This window comes from Clostridioides sp. ZZV14-6345 (assembly GCF_020657775.1).
GTDB classification, from domain to species: Bacteria; Bacillota; Clostridia; order Peptostreptococcales; family Peptostreptococcaceae; genus Clostridioides; species Clostridioides difficile_D.
The window spans coordinates 17,295-40,976 of sequence record NZ_JAGWCX010000037.1 but is presented as its reverse complement, the minus strand read 5'-3'; the positions used below and the strand labels follow the sequence as shown (position 1 = coordinate 40,976).

Genomic DNA, 23,682 nt, shown 5'->3' with positions numbered 1-23,682 from the left:
TTAACCTTGAAGCACAAATTATTTTACATTACCTTAAAATCTAAAAAATATATAAAAATAGTGTCTCAATAGGATTTCTTAAATACTAAATGAGACACTATTTTGTGTATGTGAAATGACATAATATTTAAATATAAATGCTATAAATTTATTTTACAATCACTTCCATATAACCTTACCATCAATATCCTTGACCTCTTGACATCCAGTCAAAATCATAGTCTCACACAACTCATTTCTAATCTTATCTATAAAAAACTCCACACCATCAATACCACCACCAAAAGAAGCAGTAACAAAAGGTCTTCCCATCAAAACAGCATCAGCACCCAAACCAAGCATCTTAACTACATCAACACCAGTCCTAACACCACCATCAACAAGTATTGTTATCCTTCCCTTTACAGCCTTAGCTATATCTGGTAGTACCTCACAAGTACCAGGAGTATAATCAAGCACTCTTCCACCATGATTTGAAACTATAATAGCACTAGCACCAGACTCTACAGCCATCAAAGCATCATCTACAGTCATAATTCCTTTTATAATAAAAGGTAATCTAGTAGACTCAACCAATTCTCTAATTTCATCAATTGTCTTAGGAGAAAAAGGATTTTCTTGAAGCTGATTATTAATCAATCCACAAGCGTCAAGGTCTACACCAACTGCAAAAGCACCTGCTTCTTCAGACAATCTAATCTTTTCTATTATCCTTGAATTCTTCCAAGGCTTTATAAATACAATTCCATTTCCATCATTATCTTTTAACACATCTAAATTATCCAATAAAAAAGTATCTACATTAGTATCTCCAACCATAGCATAAATTCCAGAATTGGAGCAACCTCTAACAACAGGCTCTATGTATTCTCTTTCAGAAACTTTACCACCCATATTCAATATAGTTCCTGAAACAGGTGCAGCGAATATAGGAGAACTCATTTTTCTACCAAATAATTCTATTGATGTATTTGGCTTTGAAACATTATGTATTACTCTCATATTTATCTTTATTTTTTCTAGACTCTTTCTATTTTCAATAAAAGATGAACCACTTCCTTTACCACCCATACCAGGAACATTTCCAGCACAAGCTAATCCATTACAAATTTTACAGACTTTACATGTTCCATTAAAGTTCTCTCTAGCTGATTTTAATAAGTCATTATAATTCATACAAAAACTCTCCTTTTTATAATATTAAAATTAAGCATTACTATATTGAAAATATCTTAATTGTAAATGTAGAGATGATATTATGATGAGTTAAACTAGATAATACATATTAGATATTTTTTATTGTTGTAGGTACTTAAATTATAGCATATAATATAGGTAAATTTTAGAAAAATAAATTTAACTTATTCAAGTATACATTTTGTGGAAATTTAAAAAGACTATATATAGATTTCTTTAAAAATCTATATATAGTCTTTAAGTTTGTGACAATCTTTTTTTACTAATGAATAAATAATACAGAATACAATATATAAAAAAATTTCTCAAAATGCTAAGACAATCCCCATTTACAGAGCAACATCATTATGCTGTGTAAATTTGAATCAACAATGTTTTCACCATATTTAACAATAAAATCTTCTAATTGTGTGTCAATAAATGAATAATATCCACTTTCACTATCTATGTATGCAGTCATTAAGTGTATACATTCATCACTCTTATCTTTATACATATATATCTCCCCCTATATACAATATATAAATTTAGATACTAAATCGTATCATATTAAATAGTTAAGTGTGTCACATCTATGCAGTTCTATATTTATATACTTATAATAATAGTTAAAGTGAGTTTTGACAATGGATTTTGGAAAACTGGATGCTCAAAACGTAAACTTGGATTTTAAAAGAATTAATTAAGGTAGATATATAGCGACATATGGTACATATGACTTAATTAATTGTAAAGATTTTAAACAATTACTTTTATTAAGTTTGTTTAAGTGGTAGAATAACTTGGAGATTAATAATTGTAAGGAGGATATAATATGAGTTTATACAAATTTATATATGATGATAAAGAATATTTATTAAAAGAGGAAAATTGTAGTGCTTTAATAAATGATGAAGAAAATCCAGTTCAAGGAGTAAGTATTTCAAAAATAATTGATATACTTAATGAAGCAGAAGAAGTTGATTTTGATATAGAATATTATCAAGAAGCATGTCCATTATGTTTAGAAGGAGTAAAAGAAAAGAAAAAATTCTTTCCTTTTCTAGAATATCATTTTTATATTTTCAGTAAAGATGGAGAATATGTAATAAGTAATATATCTATTGATTACAAAGGATTATCTTTTAATAAATTATCAAGGTCAAATAAAGTTGATAATAGTTATATTGTAAGTTTGATAATTTGTGAAAATTGTCAGGATTATATAGTTCAGATAGAAAATTGTATAGTTTAGTGTAATATATGTCTTAATTTAAGAGAAATTTCTAAATTGAGACATCAACTTTTTTCAAAAATAGTATGGAAAAGTACTAAATTTATGAGATAATGTAAGTCGGAGGTGAGTTACAATATATAGTAAATATTTGGAAGAGATAGATGATACAATTTTAGATTCAATGTTTAAGCTAACCTTGAATGAAAGATTATTGAATAATAATGATTTTATTCAAAATGAAATTGATATAGTAAAGAATTCAATCGATTGCTATAAAACTGAACAAAATAGTTTGATGTTATTAAAATCAAATTTTTTGCTAGCTTTATTATACGGTATTCAAGGTCTTAGTGAAAAAATGAAAGAGTATATTTTGATTTCCTATAAATATATTGAGCAATACTTACCTAAAGATTATAAATTTTTAGCACGATTCTATTCACAAGTAGCTATTTTAAGTTTAAAAAATGAAGATGTAAATAGGGCAAATTTGTATATAGACAAATTTAACCTTCTTTGTGATGAAAATAATTGTCCAGTTGAAGAAATTATTTTTAAATCACAACTTATTTACATTAAGGCAAGTAAGTGCATAGAATCTTCTATAATAATTAAAGAAATAGAAGATTTGTATATAAAGGTAAAAAAAATTAACGATTTTAATTGTAAAAAAAAATATTTTTTTATTATTGGTAAAATATATTTTTTGTTTTTAGATGATGCTCTAATTGCTAAAGTAAATTTTTTAAAAGCAAGAAAATATGCAGATTTACTAAAGGACATGGAAATGTCTTCATTATGTAATATAAAGATAGGTGAATGTGAATGTTCATTTGAAAATTATGAATGTTCGATAGAATATTTTAATGAAGCAATAAGCAATAAAAAATATAGAAATGTAAATATAATTCAAAAATATAGAGCGTCAAATAATATAACCAAAATATTAATAAAGACTAAAAATTATTCTGTAGCAATAAATAATTTAGCAAAATCTGAAGTATATTTGGAAAAAATTAAGAATCAAAGTTTAAAAGAAGTAGAAAAGTTTGATTTATTTATAAATTTATCCATGTATTACGCAAAAAGTAATGAGAAATCGTTTGAACAGTCAATTTGCTATTTAGATAGGGCTAAAAATATCTTAAGTATGATAAAAAATATAGAAGAATATACAATGTATGCTTTGGAAGTAATTTATCATCAGGCAAAAATATATTATGTCTTTGGAGATTATGAGAATGCCTTAAGTACAAATAAAAAACTCCTTGAAAAATCTAAAAATGCTACAAACTATAATTATGTGAAGTTAGCATACAAGAATATATATTTGTGTTTTGAAAAGATTCAAAATTATGAGATGAGTATGAAATATTTTAAAATGTATTATGAATTAAAAATGATGTATGTAAAAGCTAGAAATAGAAATTATATAGATTCTTTAAATTATAGACATGAATATATAGAAAAAGAAATAAATAACATGAGAAAAGTACAGATTGATTTAGATAAGAAAAAGTATATTGATCATTTAACAAGTGTATATAATAGAGCTTTTTTGAAGGAGTTTTTAGAAAAACAAGAAGTCAGTGAATACAGTACTGTATTTATGATAGATATAGATTATTTTAAAGAATATAATGATACTTATGGACATTATAGTGGAGATATTGCTCTTAAAAATATAGCTATAATAATAAAAAAATATCTAAAAAAAGACATGCTTATGGTAAGGTATGGTGGAGAAGAATTTTTGATATTATCTATATGTAAAGATTATAAAAAAAGTAAAATATTTGGAAGAAAGTTATGTAGGATTGTAAAAAAACTTTCAAAAAATAATTTGACAGTTAGTATTGGTATTGATACATGTAAAAATAGTAGTATAGATATAAGAGAAATAATTGGAAATGCTGATAAAGCCTTATATAAAGCAAAACAAAGTGGGCGAAATAGATGTTTGCATTATCATGATTTTAAGAATTTTTAACTGTTGAAATAGGATTGGTGATTTACTTGAAAAGGAGTTTAATAGAAGATTTAAAGAGAAATATAAACAAGATAGAATATGATATGTTGACTAAATTTTATCTAAATTTGACAGATTTAAACTACATCTTGGATTATCACGAAGACCTTTTAAGTACAAAACTAGAAAATAAGAGTAGAGTCTATGTTTTGTATCTAATCAGTCTTATAAACTATATAAAAAAAGATAGAGAAGCATCATACAATTATTTGACAGAGTCATTAGAATATATTAAAAAATTATCATTGAAAGATGATGCAGATATAATATCTAAGATTTATATTTATCTTACTCTATCATCTATTTCTATAAGAAAATATGATAAGGCAAATAACTTTTATTTATCAGCAAAAAAAATTATAAGACAAAATAACCTGAATGAGTTGTTGGTCTTGTTTAATATGAATTTGTGTGTAGAAATAAGTGCATTATATCAGAATAAAACTGATATAATAGCTTTAGTGGAAGAAGTATCTTTTTTTAAAAATTTAAAAAATAAACCCCTTGTAAGTAGAGCAAACTATATATTTGGAAGAGTTTATCTATATTTATTTAATAACTTTATAAAGAGTATGGAGTACCTGATTGAATGTTTAAGGCTAGCTCAAGAAAATAACTTATACTCTATAGAAGCTTTTTGTAAATGTATAATAAGCTTGTGTTATTTAGAAAGTGGAAATAATGTAGAAGCTATAAAATATATAAATAATGTATTAGATGTTGCACATAATAATAACTCAATATCACTAACTGAAAGAGTGGCTATAAAAATAGACCTTATCTGGGCATATTTAAAAGAAGATATGAATAAAGAAGCAGAAGCTGTTCTAATAAAGACTATAAAATTGATGAAAGTTGTTGAAGGTGTGTATAAGGATTACTTGTATTCATTTATATTTTTATATTCAGCAGAAATTGAGTTAAAGAAAGATAATTGTAATTTTGAAAGAGTAAACGCATATTTAATTTTATCAAAAAATATATATAAAAGCTTTGGAGATGTTTTTATATATAATTCCAAACTAGATTATATATATAAGTTGTATGGAGATTTATATATAAAATTTGGTAATATAGATGAAGGTATAAGCTATTACCTAAAGGGTCTAAATTTAGTTAAAAAGAGTTCATTAAATCCTAAAAAAATGTCTATATTTTATGGGTTGATAGCAAATGGATATGAGTTAAAAAAAGAGTTTAAACTTGCAATAGAATATTATAAAAGTATGGATTGGTATTCTGATAAATGGGAAAAAAATAATTCCTATAAAACGTCTCAAGGAATTCACAAACAATATGAACTTAGACAAAAGCAAGAAAGTTTAAGAGTACTTGTGGATGATAATAAGAAACTAGAAAATGACATTTTAAAAGATGGGCTCACTCAACTGTATAATAGAAGGTATTTGGAACAACAGTTGGATTTATTTAATGGGACTAGAGATAAAAATATGGTCGCAATACTGGTCGATATAGATTATTTTAAAAGTTATAATGATAACTATGGTCATATAGCAGGAGATAAAGTTATAATTAAGGTAACTGATATTATAAGGAATGTATTTATAGATATTACTGAACACATAATCAGATATGGAGGAGAAGAAATTTTAATACTAGTAGATTCTATAGAATCAATAAATGCTGAAGAGATTGATAAAATAGAATTATACATTAAAAGAGTTTTTAAACTTCTTGAATTTGAGAGTATAGAACATATATATTCTAAAATAAAAAACTATATAACTATAAGTGCTGGAGTAAGTATAAAAAGATGTCGTAGTAGAAAAGATATTGAACTATTAATTGAAGATGCAGATAAAAAACTATATAAATCAAAAAAAGCAGGTAGAAATCAATACATTATAATTTAAAATTGAGGTGATTTTGTTGCGAAAAAAAATAGGAATTATAGCCTCTGATATTGAATTAAAAGAAAGAATAGAAGAATTATATAGAGAAGACGTAGAAAATGGAACTATAATAATCGACATACTTAATCTAGACTTAATGGAAAATCAAGGACGTATACTTGTTGAAAAAGGTGCTCAAGCTATAATTGGTAGAGGAGGAGGTTATAGTTTAGTAATAGATACAGTAAATGTACCTGTTATACCTATGAATATGAAGTCAACTGACCTTTTAAGAGCGATAGAAATAGCAAAAAGGTATTCCAAAAAAGTAGTATTAATTTTGGGAGATAATGAAGTTTCTTTTGATTATGTTGGCTGGAGAAATGTTATAAGTACTGAAATAACTGAAGAATGGTTTGAATCTAAATATGAGATAAGAAGTAAAGTTGTAAAATATATAGACCAAAAAGATGAAGTCGTAATAGTAGGTGGAGGTCTAGCATGTTCTTTTGCAAGACAATATGGAATTGATAGTGTATTTGCAACTGCTAGTGATGAATCTATAAGAGAAGCTGTCGAGTATTGCAAAAAATTATTAGATACATTAGGTGAAGAAAAATTTAATAATGAAGTGTTACGGAATATACTTGATGGTATAAAAGATGGAGTAATTGCAATAGATAGTAATGGTAGTATAATTTTATACAATGAAAGTGCAAAAAACATGCTTAAAGTAGAGAGAAAATGTGCACTCAATAAATATATACTAGATGTATTCCCAAAAATGGAGTGGATGTTAGACTGTTTACATGAAAAAGATGATGTAGAAGATAGAAAGATAAGAAATATAAACAACTTAATTGTTAATACTAGAACGACATTGATAAAAGTTGACAATAGTACTTATGGAGTTTTAGGAATAATACAAGATATAACTAAACTACAAAACCTAGAAAGAAAAATAAGATTTGATTTGAATAAAAAAGGTCTTTATGCTAGATATACTTTTGATGATTTTTTATTTAAAGATAAATTAACTAAAGAATTTATTGAAGAAGCTAAAAAAATTGGAAAAAGTGATTACACAACTTTACTCTATGGAGAAAGTGGGTCTGGTAAAGAAATTATAGCCCACAGTATACATAATATAAGTAAAAGAAAAGACAGACCTTTTGTTGCTATAAACTGTGCTACTATAGCAGAAAATTTACTTGAAAGTGAACTTTTTGGATATGAAGAAGGTGCATTTACTGGAGCTAGAAAAGGTGGAAAAAGAGGATTGTTTGAACTTGCTCATGGAGGGACTCTCTTTCTAGATGAGATAAATAGTCTATCCTTTAATATTCAAACCAAACTACTAAGAGTAATAGAGGAACGTCAAATAATGAGAATAGGTTCTGATTATATAATACCTCTAGATATAAGAATCATAGCAGCAACGAACGAATCTTTAACAGAAAAAATAGTTATGGGCACATTTAGGGCAGACTTATTTTATAGATTGAGTAGTTTAGAGATAAATATACCTCCTTTAAGAGATAGAAGAGAAGATATAATACCATTATTTAATAATTTTGTAAATGAAGTGTTAAAAGATGATGGTCTTAATGGAATAAACAGCATAGATGAAAATTTTGTTTTGCCCAAAGATGAAATGGATAATCTATATAATTATAGTTGGCCTGGGAATGTAAGAGAGCTAAAGACAATAGCTCAAAAATATGTTGTGACAGGTAAAATTAAATTAAGACAAAATCAAGATTTTAGAACTAAAAAAATGTCACCTGATTCTGAAATAGATAAATTTAATTCTGAAACGACAGCAAGTGCAGAAGTTCAAGATGAGGCTATAGATATAAGTAAAATACATGATGGTAAGGTAAGTATTGATATAAAAGAAGTAAATAAGTATGTTGAAGAAAAAATAATAAATATGCTTTTTGCTCAGGGGCTTTCTAAAAATGAAGTTGCACAAGTTCTTGGAATAAGCAGGACATCTTTATGGAAAAAATATAACAAAAATATTTAAATACAACTACATATATTCTTTTAAAAATAATGTTAATTTTTTGAAACAAGTGTTAATAAAAATTAACATTATTTTTTTCTTAATTTTTATTTTTTTAGACAAGCATATATATTCATAAGAGAAACAACTAAAATACTTAATTTAATAATGAAAAAAATCAGAATTCTAAACAAAACCAGTTTTACATAAAATAAAATTTATTGGCATGCTAATTGCTTAATATATAATGTGAGAGTAAATACAATTTTAGGGGTGATGGTATGAGTCAAAGTATGGTTGGTAAGCATGCAATGTGGCCAAAAGAAAATGATGTTATATTTAGCTTATCTGGTAGAGCTCAAGCAGCAGAAAAAGCTTTGGGCATGGATAATGTAATAAATGCAACAATAGGTGCTCTAATGGATGATTCAGGAAAATTAATAACAATGAAAACTGTATATGAAGAATATAAGGCATTAGACAACTGTGAGATAGGTGCATATGCGGCTCTTGAAGGTCAGCCAGATTACTTAGAAGCAGTTAAAAAAGTATTTTTCAGAGATTACTTACCAGAAGGACATATAAGAGTATTAGCTTCACCAGGAGGAAGTGGTGCAATAAAATTAGCTGTATGGAACTATACTAATGAAGGTGATGAGGTTTTAACATCTGATTGGTTCTGGAGTCCATATGTAAGTATAGCTGAAGAAGCTAATAGAAAAGTAGTTAATTACCAATTGTTTGATGAAAATAGAAGGTTTAATTTTGAATCATTTAAAGAAAATTTTATAAATATAGCAGAAAAACAAGATAGAGTTTTTACAATTATAAACACACCAGCTCACAATCCAACTGGATATAGTGTTGCAGATGATGAATGGGATAAAATATTAGACTTATCAAAAGAAGTTGCAAAAGATAAAGATAAAAAGATAATATTTTTCGTAGATTCAGCATATATTGACTTTGCAGGTGATGATGATGTATGTAGAAAGTTTTTTAAGAAATTTTCTAATTTACCTGAAAACGTTCTCGTATTAGTTGGATTCAGTATGTCAAAAGGATTTACAGCTTATGGTATGAGAATGGGTGCTATAATTTGTATCTCTTCAAGTGAGGATGTAGCTGAAGAGTTCCATTATTCATGTGTTCATTCATGTAGAGCAAACTGGTCAAATTGTAATAGAAGTGCTATGGCAGTATTATCTAACATTGTAAATGACCCTAAAAAATTCAAAGAATATGAGGATGAAAAAGAAATATACAAAAACATGCTTACTAGAAGAGCAGATGTATTTGTAAAAGAAGCTGAAAGAGTAGGATTAGAAATTCTTCCATATATAGCAGGTTTCTTTGTAAGTATACCATGTGATAATCCAAGAGAAGTATGTGAAGAATTGACTAAACATAATTTATTTGCAGTTCCATTAAAAATGGGCTTAAGATTTGCAGTTTGTGCAGTTTCAGAAGAAAAATGTAAGAAAGCTCCAAGTATTATAAAAGAAGCACTTGAAAGTTTAGAAGTAAAAATAAATAATTAATTTCATTGAACAAATTGGGTGGACTATGAATTTAATAATTGTAGATGGAGGGAATTTTATATGAAACAATTGATGACAGGTAATGAAGCAATTGCACGTGGAGCCTATGAGGCTGGTGTTAAATATGCATCTGCATATCCAGGGACTCCAAGTACAGAAATATTAGAAAATATAGCAACATATAAAGATGCAATAGTTGCAGAATGGGCTCCAAACGAAAAGGTAGCACTTGAGGCTGCTATAGGGGGTTCAATTGCAGGAGCAAGAACAATGGCTTCTATGAAACATGTTGGTGTGAATGTTGCAGCTGATCCAATATTTACTTATGCATATACAGGAGTAAATGGTGGTATGGTACTTATTACAGCAGATGAACCGGGAATGCATTCATCTCAAAATGAGCAAGACAATAGGATGTATGCAAAATTTGCAAAGATACCTTTATTTGAACCATCAACTAGTCAAGAAGCTAAAGATATGATAAAAGAAGCTTTTGAAGTTAGTGAAAAATATGATACACCAGTTTTATATAGAGTTACAACAAGACTCTGTCATTCAAAAGGATTAGTAGAATGCTATGATAGAGAAGAAATTGAAATTAAAGAGTATATTAAAAATGCTAAGAAGATGGTAACTGTTCCAGCAAATGCTCAAATAAGAAGAGGCGTTGTTGAAGAAAGAATGGAAATTCTTAAAAAATTCTCAAATGAAACTGATTTAAACTACTATGAGATAAATGATACAAAAATAGGTGTTATAGCTTCAGGTATGTGTTGTAATTTTGCTAAAGAAGTCTTTGGAAAAAATGCATCATATATGAAATTAGGATTTACAAATCCATTACCTTATGAAAAAATAAAAGAATTTGCAGATAAAGTTGATAAAATATATGTTATAGAAGAGAATGACCCATTTATAGAAGAACAAATAAAAGCGTATGGAATAGATTGTATTGGAAAAGATGTAATACCTCCATATGGAGAAATGACACCAGATGTTTTAAGAAAAGCTATATTTGGAAAAACAAATGATACTATAGAATACAAAGCTGAATTAGTAACGCCAAGACCACCAAGTTTCTGTGCAGGATGTCCACATAGAGGATTCTTTTATGAACTTGGAAAAAGAAAAAATTTAATAGTTGGTGGAGATATAGGATGTTATACTCTTGGATTTGCTCCTCCATATAATGGAATAGATTATGTTGTTTGTATGGGTTCTGCTTTTGGAACTGCACATGGAGCTCAAAAAGTTCTTAATATGAAGGATGGTAATGAAAAAAGATTAGTAGGTGTACTTGGAGATTCAACATTCTTCCATACAGGAATAAATGGACTTTTAGATGTAGTTTACAATAGAGGTAATTCTATATCAATTATATTAGACAATAGAATAACTGGAATGACAGGTCACCAAGAAAATCCAGGTTCAGGATATACTTTACAAGGTGCTAAAACTAAAGAAGTTGATATAGAAGGATTAGTTAAAGCTTGTGGAGTTGAACATGTAAGAGTTATAGACCCTAACAATCTAAAAGAAGTAAATGAAGCATTAGATTGGGCTTTAGCTATAGAAGATGAACCATCAGTAATAATAACAAGATGGCCATGTGTGCTTAAGAAATTCTCTAAAGAAGATATAGAAGAATTCAATAATCCATTTAAGACTAAGTGTAAAGTTAACCATGATAAATGTATAGGATGTAAATTATGTTTGAAAACTGGATGTCCAGCCCTATCATTTGATAAAGAAAATAAATTATCAAATATAGATAGAAATCAGTGTGTAGGATGTGGAGTATGTTCACAAGTTTGTCCAAAACAAGCAATAGTTAAGGAGGAAAAATAATATGACTAAGAGTATACTTTTGGTAGGTGTAGGAGGTCAAGGAACTATACTTGCTAGTAAATTATTAACTATGGGATTGATGGAAGCTGGATATGATGTAAAAATGAGTGAAATACATGGAATGAGTCAAAGAGGCGGTTCAGTTTCTTCACAAGTTAGATATGGAGACTGTGTCCATTCTCCGGTTATAGAAATTGGTGGAGCAGATATATTAGTATCTTTTGAAAAGATGGAAGCTTTAAGATGGTTCAATTATTTAAGACCAGAAGGAAAAGCTTTAGTAAATAATCATAGAATAGACTCTATGACTGTTTTAATCGGAGGAGCTGAATATCTAGAGAGTGATATAGATGCAGAGTTGAATAGATTAAATGCAAAAGTTATAAATGCTGCTGATAAAGCTGAAGAATTAGGAAATTCAAAAATAATGAATGTTATTTTATTAGGATGTCTAGTTAAATCTATGCAACTAGAGTCTATTGATTGGGAAAAAATTATAAGTGAAAATGTTAAACCAAAATTTGTTGAATTAAATATAAAAGCTTTCCATGAAGGTATGGAAATGGTTAGCAAATAGTTTATAATAGATATAAATAGACTATAGAAATTAAGGTGAAAGGAAGAAAATTATGACTTACAGAATATTAGCCATAAATCCAGGTTCTACTTCTACAAAAATAGCAGTATATGATGGAGAAGAACAAATTCTTGTGAAGACAATAGACCATCCAGCTGAAGAGATTGCAAAATATAATACAATACAAGACCAATTTGAAATGCGTAAAGAAGCAGTTTTGAATATTCTTAAAGAAAATAGTATAGATTTAAAATCTCTTAGTGCAATAGTAGGAAGAGGTGGAGTTTTACCACCAGTAAAATCAGGAGCATATTTAGTAAATGAAGAAATGATTGATGTACTTAGACATAGACCCGTGCTTGAACATGCCTCAAATTTAGGAGCTGTTGTTGCACATGCAATATCAGAACCTCTTGGAATAAACTCATATATTTATGATTCTGTTGCAGTAGATGAGCTAATAGATGTAGCAAGAATATCTGGTCTTTGTGGGATGGATAGAGCAAGTGCAGGGCACGCATTGAATACTAGAGCCATGGCTTTGAAATATGCTAAAGATAATGGAAAAGATTATAAGAGCTTAAACTTAATAGTAGCTCATATTGGTGGAGGAGTAAGTATTTATCTTCATGAAAAAGGAAGAATGGTTGATATGCTATCTGATGATGAAGGACCATTTTCTCCAGAAAGGTCAGGAAGAGTACCTGCCACAAAATTAGTGGCTGTTTGTTATTCAGGTCAATATTCAGAAAGAGAAATGACTAAAAAGATAAGAGGTAAAGGTGGTATAGTTTCATACTTAAATACTGTAGATGCTAGAGAAGTTGAAAAAATGATAGCAGAAGGAAATCAAGAAGCAAAAATTATTTATGAAGCAATGGCTTATCAATTGGCAAAAGGTATTGGAGAGTTGGCAACTGTAGTAGATGGAAAAGTAGATGCTATAATTATAACAGGTGGAATTGCATATTCTGAAATGTTTACTTCAATGGTCAAAAAGAAAGTTGAATTTATAGCACCTGTAGAAATTATGGCAGGAGAAAATGAGTTGGAATCACTTGCTTTTGGAACTCTAAGAGTACTAAATGGAGAAGAAGAAGCTAGAGTTTATAGTGAAAATTAATAAGAAAAACTAAAAATGTTTATATACTAAAAAAGTGGTATATCCGTTTTTTATACACGAAAGCTTAGAGTATAGGTGAAAATGTATAAAATGTGGATTACCACTTTTTTATAATTAAAATTTTATCTTAAGCTAATGAAGAATTCTGTAAAATTTCGTATTTATATATATATTTTATTGGTATTTATTGTTATTATTATTATAAGGAGTGATTTTTGATGGGAAAAATAAATTTAAAAAGTATGATAAGATTATTTTCAGGTTTCTTTATATTTGCAATTTCTTCTGTGCTTATGGTTAATGCACATGTAGGTCTTATGCCTTGGGATGTACTTCATCAAGGTTTATCTATAAAGCTAGGTATAACTATAGGTCAGGCTTCTATAATGGCAGGAGTTATAATCGTTATATTGGATGCAGTTTTTGGTGAGAATATAGGATGGGGTACTTTACTTAACATGACATTTATAGGAATTTTTATTGATTTAGTAATGTTTTCTGGAGTGATACCTCATGCAAGTAACACTTATGTAGGTGTATTTATGGTTGTTATAGGAATTATTTTGGCAGCAATAGCAAGTTTTCTATATTTAGGTGTTTGTCTTGGAAGTGGACCGAGAGATGGGCTTATGATTGCTCTTCAGAAAAAAACTAATAAATCTGTACGTCTTGTTAGAACGATTCTTGAAATACTAGCACTAGTTGTTGGTTGGTTGTTGGGAGGTTCTGTAGGTATTGGTACACTTGTAAGTGCATTGGGGTTAGGATATGTATTGCAAATAGTATTTAGGATATTTAAATTTGATACAAAATCGCTGAAACATAGATTTATTATAGATGATATAAAAGAATGGAAGGAAAAGAAAAGTGATGAGCATAAATGTAAATCAAGTATTGTAATAAAAAATGAGCAAAATTAATTAGTATAAAATATATTTGTAGTTTAGTTAATTTATAGTAAAGGCAAGGAGATTTTAGAATGGAGTTATGGGATTTATATAATGCTGATGGAATTAAAACAGGAAATGTTATAGAGAGAGGTAATTCTATTAAAAAAGGTTATTACCATTTAGCAGTTGAAGTATGGATTTTAAATAACGACTCTCAAATTTTAATTCAGAAAAGGTCTAAAAATAAAAAGACACTACCTAACATGTGGGGAATGACAACAGGATGTATTGTTTCTGGCGAAAATAGTTTAGAAGGTGCAATTCGTGAAGCAAAGGAAGAGATAGGGATAGATATATCTAAAGATGAAATGAAGATTTTTAGGAGTATGATTCATGGTGATACTTTTTGGGATGTATATTTAGTTAAAAAGGAGTATGATATATCAAAAGCTATTTTACAGGAAGAAGAGGTAAGTGACATAAAATGGGTAAGTACAGATGAAATAAGACAATTGCTAAAAGATGGTTTGTTTTTTGAGTATCCAGAAATATACGAATTACTATCTGATATAGATAATAATAAATTAAACATATGATGTGGAGCAGATTTCAGTATAAGTATGAGTATTTAAAATTTATCTTCTCTAAATTTTAATATTGTTTTATGAAAAATTAATAAGTATTTTTATTATTTTACTTGTGGAGAGCGCTATTTAGGGGTATGGGGATTATTAATTGGAGTTCCAATATTTATGTTCCTTATGGATATTTTGGGTGTTAAATTTACTTCTAGGTAATATATCAAAATAATAATTTATTTGTATATATGGATTATGATTCGCTTTAAAAAAGAACCTATAATTAGGCATCATTAATAAAGACGTCTATTTGATAGGTTCCATTTTGATTTTTATAACACTATAAATTTAAATAAAAAGAAATTTATTTCATTTCAAAAGTTTCACAACTTGCATTTCTTTCATTTATATGAACTTTTTCAGCTTTACAAAGTTCATTTTTATTATATTTACATTTTACAGCTTCACAATGAATGTTATCTGTGTCAACTTGGTTAGTTTCATTAGAACGACTAGTTATTCCAGACGTATATTTGTCTTCAAAAGAAGCACAGTAAGTATTTTCTGTAGTAGTTGCTTGCATTCCGTCTACTTTTATGCTACCAGCATAGCAGTATCCACTAGTATTATAAGCACAATTAGTAGCAGCACAATTTAAATTATTATTTTTCATAAATAACCTCCTAAGTTTTATTTAAACTTATTATGTGAAGTTATTTAAATTTTATACACTTATTTACAATTACATTTATTACATTTAACAACTACATCTTCGGAAGTTTCCCTTCCTAAATTTTTATTAACATGATACACATCAACATTTTCAGTTGAGCCACATATAGAACACTTAAAATTGTTTTCTAGTAAAGTTCTTTCTTTAAATAACTTCCAGTACATAGAATTGATGTAATCATTATAATTTACCTTGAGGCATGTCTCAAGAAAGTTTATGTATAAATTGTCTAAATCTCCTGTATTTAACTCTGTATATTCTGGTTCAAAATATTCACAACATCCTCTAAAGTCAGGTTTTGTATCTGAAATAACACATCTAATATCATATCTATAGTCTAGGCTAGGCCCCTTAAATGAAAGATGTGTGCAAAAAGAGCAAGATGTTTCTGGTAGATTTTTTTCTAGTTCATGTAATTTATTATTCATAAGTATTCCTCCAAAAAATTTATTTTAAGTATATAAATGTATAGATTATTTTAAAACTTTTATTTATTTATATTAGAAATATAGGATAAATATTCCAACAAGGAGTAAATACTTAAATATTTATTGCTGTATTAAATAAAAAAGAGGCAATCTCTAACTTGAGATGCCTATTTTTTATCATTTTTTATTAAAATTTAGTCTAAATGTTATTTTACCTAACTTTAGTCAGCTAGTTTGGTATCTGCTTTGCTTTTTAACTTTCTACCAGAGCGTACAGTTAAAACAGCATACAATACAGTAAATATAGCAGCTAAAACATATGATATATTTATATTTAAATTAAATCCAATTTGAGCATTAAATATATAACTGAATATAACAAAAGAATAAAACATGCCTGGAATTAAGCTTATAATATAATTCTTTCCTTTTATTATAAGGTAAACTGTAATCATTGCAAATGCGAATATAGCAATAGTTTGATTACTCCATGAGAAGTATCTCCACAATATATTAAATCCAGAAGCGCTAAGCTTTGCAAATATGAGGATGGCTATGACAGGAATAAATATACAGATTGATAATATAACGCGATGTTTCTTTTCCTTTTGGTCATAATGAAAGTAATCTGCAAGCATCAATCTTAGAGATCTTAAAGCTGTATCTCCAGAAGTTATTGGTAAAACAATAACGCCTATTATAGCTATGATACCCCCAATAGAGCCAAGTAAATCTCTTGCAACTAAACCTATTACATCAGGAGAACCTATTAATTCTTTAGGTATTCCTTTATTGTAAATACCCATAGCAGCTGCAGCCCAAATCATTGCAATTAAACCTTCTAAAATCATCATGTTATAAAAAGTAGTCTTTCCTTCTTTTTCATTTGAAACGGATCTTGCTATAAGAGTAGCTTGAGTTGAGTGGAATCCAGAAACTATACCACAAGCAACTGTAACGAAGAATGTAGGTATAAGAGGAATTCCCTCAGGATGAATACCCTTCCAATTTGCAATGCTTAGATTAGCTAAATCATAACCTTGTGTAAATATACCAATTCCAACACCAGCAGCAGACAAAAGCAGAATGGCTCCAAATATTGGATATATCTTTCCTATAATTTTATCAATTGGAAATAGTGTTGCACATAGGTAATACAGAAAGATAATTCCGTAAACTATCCAGACAACTGGATTATTTATAGTTGATTTCATATTTAATATTTGAGTAACAACTAAATCCCCAGGTGTGTAAATAAAAACTGCACCAACTAAAAGCATTAAAAGACAAAGGAATATATTATAGACTTGAAATACTTTATTACCTAAAAATCTACTGATAAGGGAAGGCATTTGTGCTCCTTTTTCTCTTATACAAATCATTCCACTCATATAGTCATGTAAAGCTCCCCCAAATACACAACCAATTGGGATTAGTATAAATGCTATTGGACCAAATAATATACCTTGGATAGGCCCTAAAATTGGTCCTGTACCAGCTATATTAAGCAACTCAATTAGACTATTTTTCCACTTTTTCATTGGAACATAGTCTACTCCATCACTTTGAGCAAGTGCAGGTGTTTTTCTGTCATCTGGGTCAAATACTTTTTCACAATAAGCGCCGTATAAAGCACCTCCTATTAGTAGTATAGCCAAGCCGATTAAGAATGTTGTCATAATATCACCCCATTTATAAAATTTTTTGGATTCTGTATACATATTGTCTAAATGTGTAGGCTTATATAAAATTTAATTCTAGACAAGCTACAAATTCTATAAAGTATTAAAACTAATATAATTTCAGGAATAAATACATATACATAACCATGTACTTAGTATACATGTATTTAGTAAAATTTTCAATATTATACTAATAAAGAATATAAACAAAATTCTGATAATATATTACAAAAAAATTAAAAAACATAAAAAATAGTTTAAATAGACAAGGAAAAAAGATAAATCAATTGATAATGTAAATGTCTATATCTTAACAATATTAAGAGGTCTAAAATTATTGAAGAAAGAATAGTCAAGTGATATAATGAGTTTACAGGTGTATATACACTAGTACATATAGAAAGCGGTGCAATTATGGATAAAGATTTAACATATCAAATCAAAGAGCTAAAGAAAGAAAAAAATGCAATAATACTTGCCCATTTTTATCAACCACCAGAAATACAAGAATTAGCAGATGCAGTTGGCGACTCATATTATTTAAGTGAGATTGCTAGAGATTGTAAAGAAGAAGTGGTTGTATTTTGTGGAGTAAGATTTATGGGAGAAAGTGCTAAGATAGTATCACCTGAAAAAACTGTATTGATGCCAGTAAGTAACGCTGGGTGTGCTATGGCAGATATGGTAGATGAAGAAGGCGTGATAAAACTAAAACAACAGTATCCAAATGCTTTGGTTGTATGTTATATAAACTCTACAGCTAAAGTTAAAGCACATTGTGATGTTTCCGTTACATCGTCTAGTGCAATTAAAATATTAGAAAATATAAATAATAAAGAAATCATATTCCTTCCAGATAAAAATTTAGGAGGATATATTGCAGAGAAATTTCCAGATAAAAACTTTATATTTTGGGACGGATATTGTAAATACCATAACAATATAAAGGTAGAAGAAATAATTGAGTTAAAAGATAAGTATAAAGATGCAGAAGTATTAGTGCATCCAGAATGTAAAAAAGAGATAAGGGATTTAGGAGATTATGTAGGTAGTACATCAGGAATAATAAAATATGCTACTAATAGTGGAAATAAAGATTTTATAATAGCAACTGAAGAAGGGATATTACATGAATTAAAGAAAAAGAATCCTAATAAAAACTTTTATATTCCTGGTGGGAAAATATTATGTACAGATATGAAAAAGACAACATTAGAAAATCTATACAGTATACTTAAAAATATGGAAAATGAAGTTATTGTAGAAGATGAAATTATGGAAAAGGCTTTAAATTCACTGCTTAACATGCACAGATTAGCAGAAGGATAGAGGGATAGACTTATGAATTTAGAACAAGACGTTTTAATAGTTGGAAGTGGTGTTTCAGGATTATATTGTGCATTAAATTTAGATGAAAATTTAAATGTACTAGTAGTATCAAAATCAACAATTGAAAACAACAATACATATCTTGCACAAGGTGGAATTTCAACTGCTAGAAATATTGATGATATAGAATCTTTTGTAGAAGACACAATGAAGGCTGGACAGTATAAAAATAGAGTTGAGGCAGTTCAAGTACTCGCAGATGAATCTATAGAAAATGTAGGGCAGATAGTAGAGTATGGTATGCCTTTAGACAAAGAAAATGGAGAGATAGATTACACAAGAGAAGGAGCTCATAGTGTAAATCGAATAGTTCATAGCAAGGATAATACTGGAGAGGTTGTTTTTAAGACTCTATTAAAAGAAGCTAGAGCTAGAGAAAATATAACTCTTATAGAAGATGCCTATCTTTTAGATATATTAAAAGATGGCAATAAATGTATCGGAGCTAGAATTTTCAAGTCCCAAAAAGAGATTCATGTTTTTTCAAAAGTAGTAGTTTTAGCTACAGGTGGAATTGGTGGGCTTTTCAAAAACTCTACTAACCAAAGACATCTTACAGGGGATGGAATTGCCATAGCCCTAAGAAATAATATTAAAATAGAAAATTTAGAGTATATTCAAATACACCCTACAGCATTTTATGAAGAGAATAGTGAAGGTAGGAGAATGCTTATATCTGAATCATTAAGAGGAGAGGGAGCTAAGCTTTTAAATAAAAATAAAGAAAGATTTGTCGATGAACTTCTTCCTAGAGATGTAGTTTCAAAAGCTATTTTTGAACAAATGGAAAAAGACAATTTGCCTTATGTGTGTTTAGATGCAACGCATCTAGGAAGTGAGTACTTAATTAATAGATTTTCTTTCATTTACAATGAATGTTTAGCTAGAGGAACAGATATAACGAAAGAATATATAAAGGTATCTCCTGCACAACATTATTTTATGGGTGGGATACATGTAGATTTGGATTCAAAAACATCTATGGAAAATTTGTATGCAGTTGGTGAAATTAGTTGTACAGGTGTTCATGGAGCAAATAGATTGGCAAGTAATTCATTACTTGAAGGGCTTGTATTTTCAAAGAGAGCAGCTAAAAATATAAACTCAGTTATAGATAATATAAAAGTTAAATTTATGGATATACCAGATATGGATATAGATATAGAACAGGTAAAAAAAGAGAATAAAATATTAGTTATAAAAGAAATTGAAAGAACAAGTGAGGATTTTGGCGATGAATTATTTGATTATTGATAGAATGATACAGGATGCTTTAATAGAAGATGTTCCAAGTGAAGATATAACAACTAATTCTATTGTGGATGAAAATTCTAAATCTACTGTAGATTTAATTTGCAAACAAGATGGTATAATAGCTGGTCTAGGCGTATTTAAGAGGGTTTTTGAGATACTTGGAGATGTGGATGTAGAATTATATAAAAATGATGGTGATATGGTAAAGAATCGTGAAAAAATAGCTGTATTAACTGGTAATACTAGAAAATTACTTGTAGGAGAGCGTGTAGCATTAAATTATTTACAGAGAATGAGCGGTATAGCTACTATTACAAGTAAGTATGTTGAAAAGCTTGAAGGTACAAATACAAAGTTGTTAGATAGTAGAAAAACGATACCCAATCTTAGAATATTAGATAAATATTCTGTTAAAGTAGGTGGAGGATGCAATCATAGATTTAATTTATCTGATGGAATATTGCTTAAAGACAACCATATTGGAGCTGCTGGTGGTGTTAAGAATGCAGTTGAATTAGCTAGAAAAAACACTTCATTTGTCAGAAAGATAGAAGTAGAAGTGGAAACTTTAGATATGGTAAAAGAAGCTATAGAAGCAAAAGCAGATATAATAATGTTGGATAATATGAGTTTAGAAATGGCAAAACAAGCTGTAGATATTATAAATGGAAGAGCAATTGTAGAATTTTCTGGAAATGTAAATTTAGATACTATAGAATCTATAGGAAAAATTGGTGTGGATGTTGTTTCTGTAGGAGCACTTACACATTCTGTTAAAGCTCTTGATATAAGTATGAAAAATTTAAGAAATATATAAATTTTATATTAAAATGGATTTAGTTTAATGATATAGTAAATAAAAAATAGATTACTTAAGGGCACTATATACCTTTAAGTAATCTATTTTTTATTTACTATAATTAACGAAAATTAAAAAATAATTAAATATATATAGATAAATGCTATGTTGTATTTTGATGATATAGTTATTATCTATTTTACAGATAAATAAGAATAAACTTATAATATACTTGTATATGTAAAATTTTGTATAAATGTAAAAAATATAGGGGGAATAAAAATGAAAGTAGCGTATATTTTTAATAGTACTAATACACATAAAATTCTAGACAAAATGATAATACCACAATTGGAACAAGGAACTCACGGAGTAGATGTTTTAGGGATGTTTTTCTTTATGGATAACACCTTATTTTTATCTAAAGGTAATCCTGTAGGAGAAAAACTAAGTAAATTACATGAAAAAACAGATATGATAATAATGGCTTGTGATCAGTGTGCTATAGAGAGAGGTATAGAGAATAATTTGGTTGATGGAGCTACAATTGGATGTTTCCCAAACTTATATGCTTGTTTAGGTAGTGCAGGTGTAGACCAAGTTATAACATTATAAAATAGTGAAGCATACAATCCATAGAAAAATTTATTTTCTGTGGATTATTTTAAGTAAAAGGAAAATTATTTAGAGTAGGGGATGAATAAATGTCTAAAATTTTAGTTGAATTTATAAATACTTGACCGTCTTGTGATGAGCATGGAGTGTTTATAAAAAAAATGTCAGAAAAGTATACTGACAAATTGGAAATAAAATTATATCAAGTAGGTAAAGATTTTTCATATGTAAAAAAATATGGAATTATAACAAAAGGAACTTTAATAATAAATCAAAAAAAGAAATATGATAGATTAAATAAAGATACAATTGAAAAGGCAATAGTAGAAGCTATAAATAATAGTTAAAAATTAGGAGCAGCAAAATGAATATATTAGAAATTGTTTTAAACGGAGTTAAAGAGACTATAGTAGCTTCTATAGTTACATTGAATGGAGCATCAGGATGGCTTATGATAAGTTTTATATTGGCAGGTGTCCTTCATAATATTTTAACTCCCAAAAGGTTTCAAAAACAACTTGGAAATAAGAAATTTTCTTCGTTGATTAAAAGTACTATTTCAGGAATGTTTTTACCAATTTGCAGTTGTGGGGTAATTCCATTAGGTATAAGTATGTATTATTCAGGAGCATACTTAGGACCAGTACTTGCCTTTATGACATCAACTCCAATAATAAATCCAATAGCTGTAGTTCTTTGTCTGGGTCTTTTAGGACCTAAAGTTACAATCATTTATCTAATATCTGGTTTTTTAGTGCCGTTTTTAGTAGGATTTTTAGGAAATTGTTTTGGGAAAGAAGAATTATCTTTGCATAGTGATTCAGATGAAGACGTAATAGAATTAGAAGAAGAAAAAAGAAGTTTTATAGAAAATATGATTGATGGTCTTAAATGGTCTTTTGGAGAGTTAGCTCTTACTATTAGTAAATATGTGGTAATGGGAATGATTTTTGCAGGTTTTATAACAACAATTTTTCCAGATAGTATAATTCAAAAATATTTAGGTAACCCAGGTTTACTATCTCTTGGAAGTATATCAATACTTGCCTGCGTCATGTATGTATGTGCTGTAGGACATATCCCATTTATAGCAGCTCTTGTTGCAAGTGGAGCAGCTCCTGGGATAGCGATAACATTTTTAATAGCTGGAGCAGCTACAAACTTACCAGAACTTATAAGTATGTTTAAACTTATTGGAAAAAGAACTGTTATTATATATTCAGTAACTTTGACACTATCCTCAATAATAATTGGATATATAACAAATCTACTTTTAGTGGACAACAATTCAGTAAATTTAGATACAACAAATTCTTCTATACAGTTGGCAAATAAACTAATGTTAAATATACCTAATAGTTTTGAATATGTGTGTACGATTTTGATTATTTTATTTGCACTTAAATCAATAATACCAAAGATGAAAGAGGTCATAGGAAATCATGCTTAAAAAGATAGTTATAATATCCTGTATAGTAGTTGTATTAATAGTTTTATCAAAAATATTGGATGATAATCTTAAAGAAGATGCCTCTATTCCAAATGTAAGTAAAGAAACATTAGAATACTTTAGAAAAAATTATAAAGAAGATATAATAACTTGTGCTGAAGAAGACTTAAATGACGATGAGAAAAAAGATTTAGTAGTTATATATAAAAAAAGCAATAGTTCAAATGAAATGGTAGTTGTAGTTTCTAATAAAAATAGCCATTATATGACAAAACCAATACCAGCACCTATAGAGAATCAAACTATAACCTTTAAAAATATTGACGATAAGCAGCCAATAGAAGTAATAGTTTCAGGTTCTAAAAATGGTAATGTAGGATATGCTATTTACAGAGTAGAAGGTAAGAAGTTTGTTGACTTATTTGGTGAAGATATGGACAAATGTTGCTAAAAATAAAAATAATACATAAAG

Annotated in this window: 22 protein-coding genes; 17 read left to right on the top strand and 5 right to left on the bottom strand. The window is 28.1% G+C overall.

Going from position 1 to position 23,682, the window contains the following annotated elements; genetic code table 11:
- Positions 1–159: 159 nt before the first annotated feature.
- Together KGF39_RS11340 and KGF39_RS11335 are read right to left on the bottom strand one after the other, a co-directional pair.
- Positions 160–1,176: an alpha-hydroxy-acid oxidizing protein gene (locus tag KGF39_RS11340; protein ID WP_227822388.1), complete on the bottom strand. Its 1,017-nt coding sequence runs from the start codon at positions 1,174–1,176 to the stop codon at positions 160–162.
- 334 nt (positions 1,177–1,510) lie between these two features.
- Complete coding sequence (locus tag KGF39_RS11335; protein WP_054274392.1) at positions 1,511–1,693, bottom strand: hypothetical protein; 183 nt, start codon at positions 1,691–1,693, stop codon at positions 1,511–1,513.
- 318 nt (positions 1,694–2,011) lie between these two features.
- Here KGF39_RS11335 and KGF39_RS11330 point away from each other — a divergent pair, with 318 nt between their 5' ends.
- From KGF39_RS11330 to KGF39_RS11285, 10 genes are all read left to right on the top strand, one after another.
- Positions 2,012–2,431, top strand: a complete 420-nt coding sequence (locus KGF39_RS11330) for a DUF3785 domain-containing protein (RefSeq protein ID WP_107595041.1) — start codon at positions 2,012–2,014, stop codon at positions 2,429–2,431.
- A 130-nt stretch (positions 2,432–2,561) separates the two neighbouring features.
- Complete coding sequence (locus KGF39_RS11325) at positions 2,562–4,403, top strand: GGDEF domain-containing protein (RefSeq protein ID WP_227822387.1); 1,842 nt, start codon at positions 2,562–2,564, stop codon at positions 4,401–4,403.
- Between the two features lie 83 nt (positions 4,404–4,486).
- Positions 4,487–6,316, top strand: a complete 1,830-nt coding sequence (locus KGF39_RS11320; RefSeq protein WP_306800922.1) for a GGDEF domain-containing protein — start codon at positions 4,487–4,489, stop codon at positions 6,314–6,316.
- Between the two features lie 7 nt (positions 6,317–6,323).
- A complete protein-coding gene (locus tag KGF39_RS11315) occupies positions 6,324–8,324 on the top strand; it encodes a sigma 54-interacting transcriptional regulator (protein ID WP_227822385.1) in 2,001 nt (666 codons plus the stop codon).
- Between the two features lie 260 nt (positions 8,325–8,584).
- Positions 8,585–9,844, top strand: coding sequence for an aminotransferase class I/II-fold pyridoxal phosphate-dependent enzyme (locus KGF39_RS11310; RefSeq protein ID WP_227822384.1), 1,260 nt, complete (start codon positions 8,585–8,587; stop codon positions 9,842–9,844).
- Positions 9,845–9,904: 60 nt separating this feature from the next.
- A complete protein-coding gene (iorA, locus tag KGF39_RS11305) occupies positions 9,905–11,692 on the top strand; it encodes an indolepyruvate ferredoxin oxidoreductase subunit alpha (protein WP_227822383.1) in 1,788 nt (595 codons plus the stop codon).
- 1 nt (position 11,693) lies between these two features.
- Positions 11,694–12,269, top strand: coding sequence for an indolepyruvate oxidoreductase subunit beta (locus KGF39_RS11300; RefSeq protein WP_227822382.1), 576 nt, complete (start codon positions 11,694–11,696; stop codon positions 12,267–12,269).
- 52 nt (positions 12,270–12,321) lie between these two features.
- Positions 12,322–13,392: a butyrate kinase gene (gene buk, locus KGF39_RS11295; protein ID WP_227822381.1), complete on the top strand. Its 1,071-nt coding sequence runs from the start codon at positions 12,322–12,324 to the stop codon at positions 13,390–13,392.
- A 218-nt stretch (positions 13,393–13,610) separates the two neighbouring features.
- Positions 13,611–14,312, top strand: a complete 702-nt coding sequence (locus KGF39_RS11290) for a hypothetical protein (protein WP_227822380.1) — start codon at positions 13,611–13,613, stop codon at positions 14,310–14,312.
- A 59-nt stretch (positions 14,313–14,371) separates the two neighbouring features.
- Positions 14,372–14,878 carry an NUDIX domain-containing protein gene (locus KGF39_RS11285; RefSeq protein WP_227822379.1) on the top strand — a complete coding sequence of 169 codons (507 nt, stop codon included), beginning with the start codon at positions 14,372–14,374 and terminating at the stop codon, positions 14,876–14,878.
- Positions 14,879–15,224: 346 nt separating this feature from the next.
- Here the strand turns inward: KGF39_RS11285 and KGF39_RS11280 are convergent, their stop codons facing one another.
- The 3 genes from KGF39_RS11280 to KGF39_RS11270 form a co-directional block, all read right to left on the bottom strand.
- On the bottom strand, positions 15,225–15,533 hold the full coding sequence (locus KGF39_RS11280; RefSeq protein ID WP_003430798.1) for a DUF1540 domain-containing protein: 309 nt from the start codon (positions 15,531–15,533) through the stop codon (positions 15,225–15,227).
- Positions 15,534–15,592: 59 nt separating this feature from the next.
- Positions 15,593–16,021 carry a hypothetical protein gene (locus KGF39_RS11275; RefSeq protein WP_227822378.1) on the bottom strand — a complete coding sequence of 143 codons (429 nt, stop codon included), beginning with the start codon at positions 16,019–16,021 and terminating at the stop codon, positions 15,593–15,595.
- 221 nt (positions 16,022–16,242) lie between these two features.
- Positions 16,243–17,700, bottom strand: a complete 1,458-nt coding sequence (locus KGF39_RS11270; protein WP_227822377.1) for a carbon starvation CstA family protein — start codon at positions 17,698–17,700, stop codon at positions 16,243–16,245.
- A 417-nt stretch (positions 17,701–18,117) separates the two neighbouring features.
- Between KGF39_RS11270 and nadA the strand changes: the two genes are divergently transcribed.
- The 7 genes from nadA (at position 18,118) to saoC (ending at position 23,661) form a co-directional block, all read left to right on the top strand.
- Positions 18,118–19,032 (top strand): quinolinate synthase NadA, encoded by a 915-nt coding sequence (gene nadA / locus KGF39_RS11265; RefSeq protein ID WP_227822376.1) that lies wholly within the window; start codon positions 18,118–18,120, stop codon positions 19,030–19,032.
- Positions 19,033–19,044: 12 nt separating this feature from the next.
- Positions 19,045–20,346: an L-aspartate oxidase gene (locus KGF39_RS11260; RefSeq protein WP_227822375.1), complete on the top strand. Its 1,302-nt coding sequence runs from the start codon at positions 19,045–19,047 to the stop codon at positions 20,344–20,346.
- On the top strand, positions 20,327–21,163 hold the full coding sequence (gene nadC / locus KGF39_RS11255) for a carboxylating nicotinate-nucleotide diphosphorylase (protein ID WP_227822374.1): 837 nt from the start codon (positions 20,327–20,329) through the stop codon (positions 21,161–21,163). The genes KGF39_RS11260 and nadC overlap by 20 nt, the downstream gene beginning before the upstream one ends.
- A gap of 264 nt (positions 21,164–21,427) precedes the next feature.
- Positions 21,428–21,760, top strand: a complete 333-nt coding sequence (gene saoD / locus KGF39_RS11250; protein ID WP_054274375.1) for a DsrE-related protein SaoD — start codon at positions 21,428–21,430, stop codon at positions 21,758–21,760.
- 89 nt (positions 21,761–21,849) lie between these two features.
- Positions 21,850–22,107, top strand: coding sequence for a thioredoxin-like (seleno)protein SaoT (gene saoT / locus KGF39_RS11245; protein WP_255643321.1), 258 nt, complete (start codon positions 21,850–21,852; stop codon positions 22,105–22,107).
- Positions 22,108–22,124: 17 nt separating this feature from the next.
- Positions 22,125–23,210, top strand: a complete 1,086-nt coding sequence (gene saoE, locus KGF39_RS11240) for an efflux transporter SaoE (protein WP_227822372.1) — start codon at positions 22,125–22,127, stop codon at positions 23,208–23,210.
- The gene (saoC, locus tag KGF39_RS11235; RefSeq protein WP_227822371.1) at positions 23,203–23,661 is read left to right on the top strand and encodes a Cys-Cys-COOH (seleno)protein SaoC; all 459 of its coding nucleotides are present in this window, start codon (positions 23,203–23,205) and stop codon (positions 23,659–23,661) included. Before saoE ends, saoC begins: the two co-directional genes overlap by 8 nt.
- Positions 23,662–23,682: the final 21 nt, after the last annotated feature.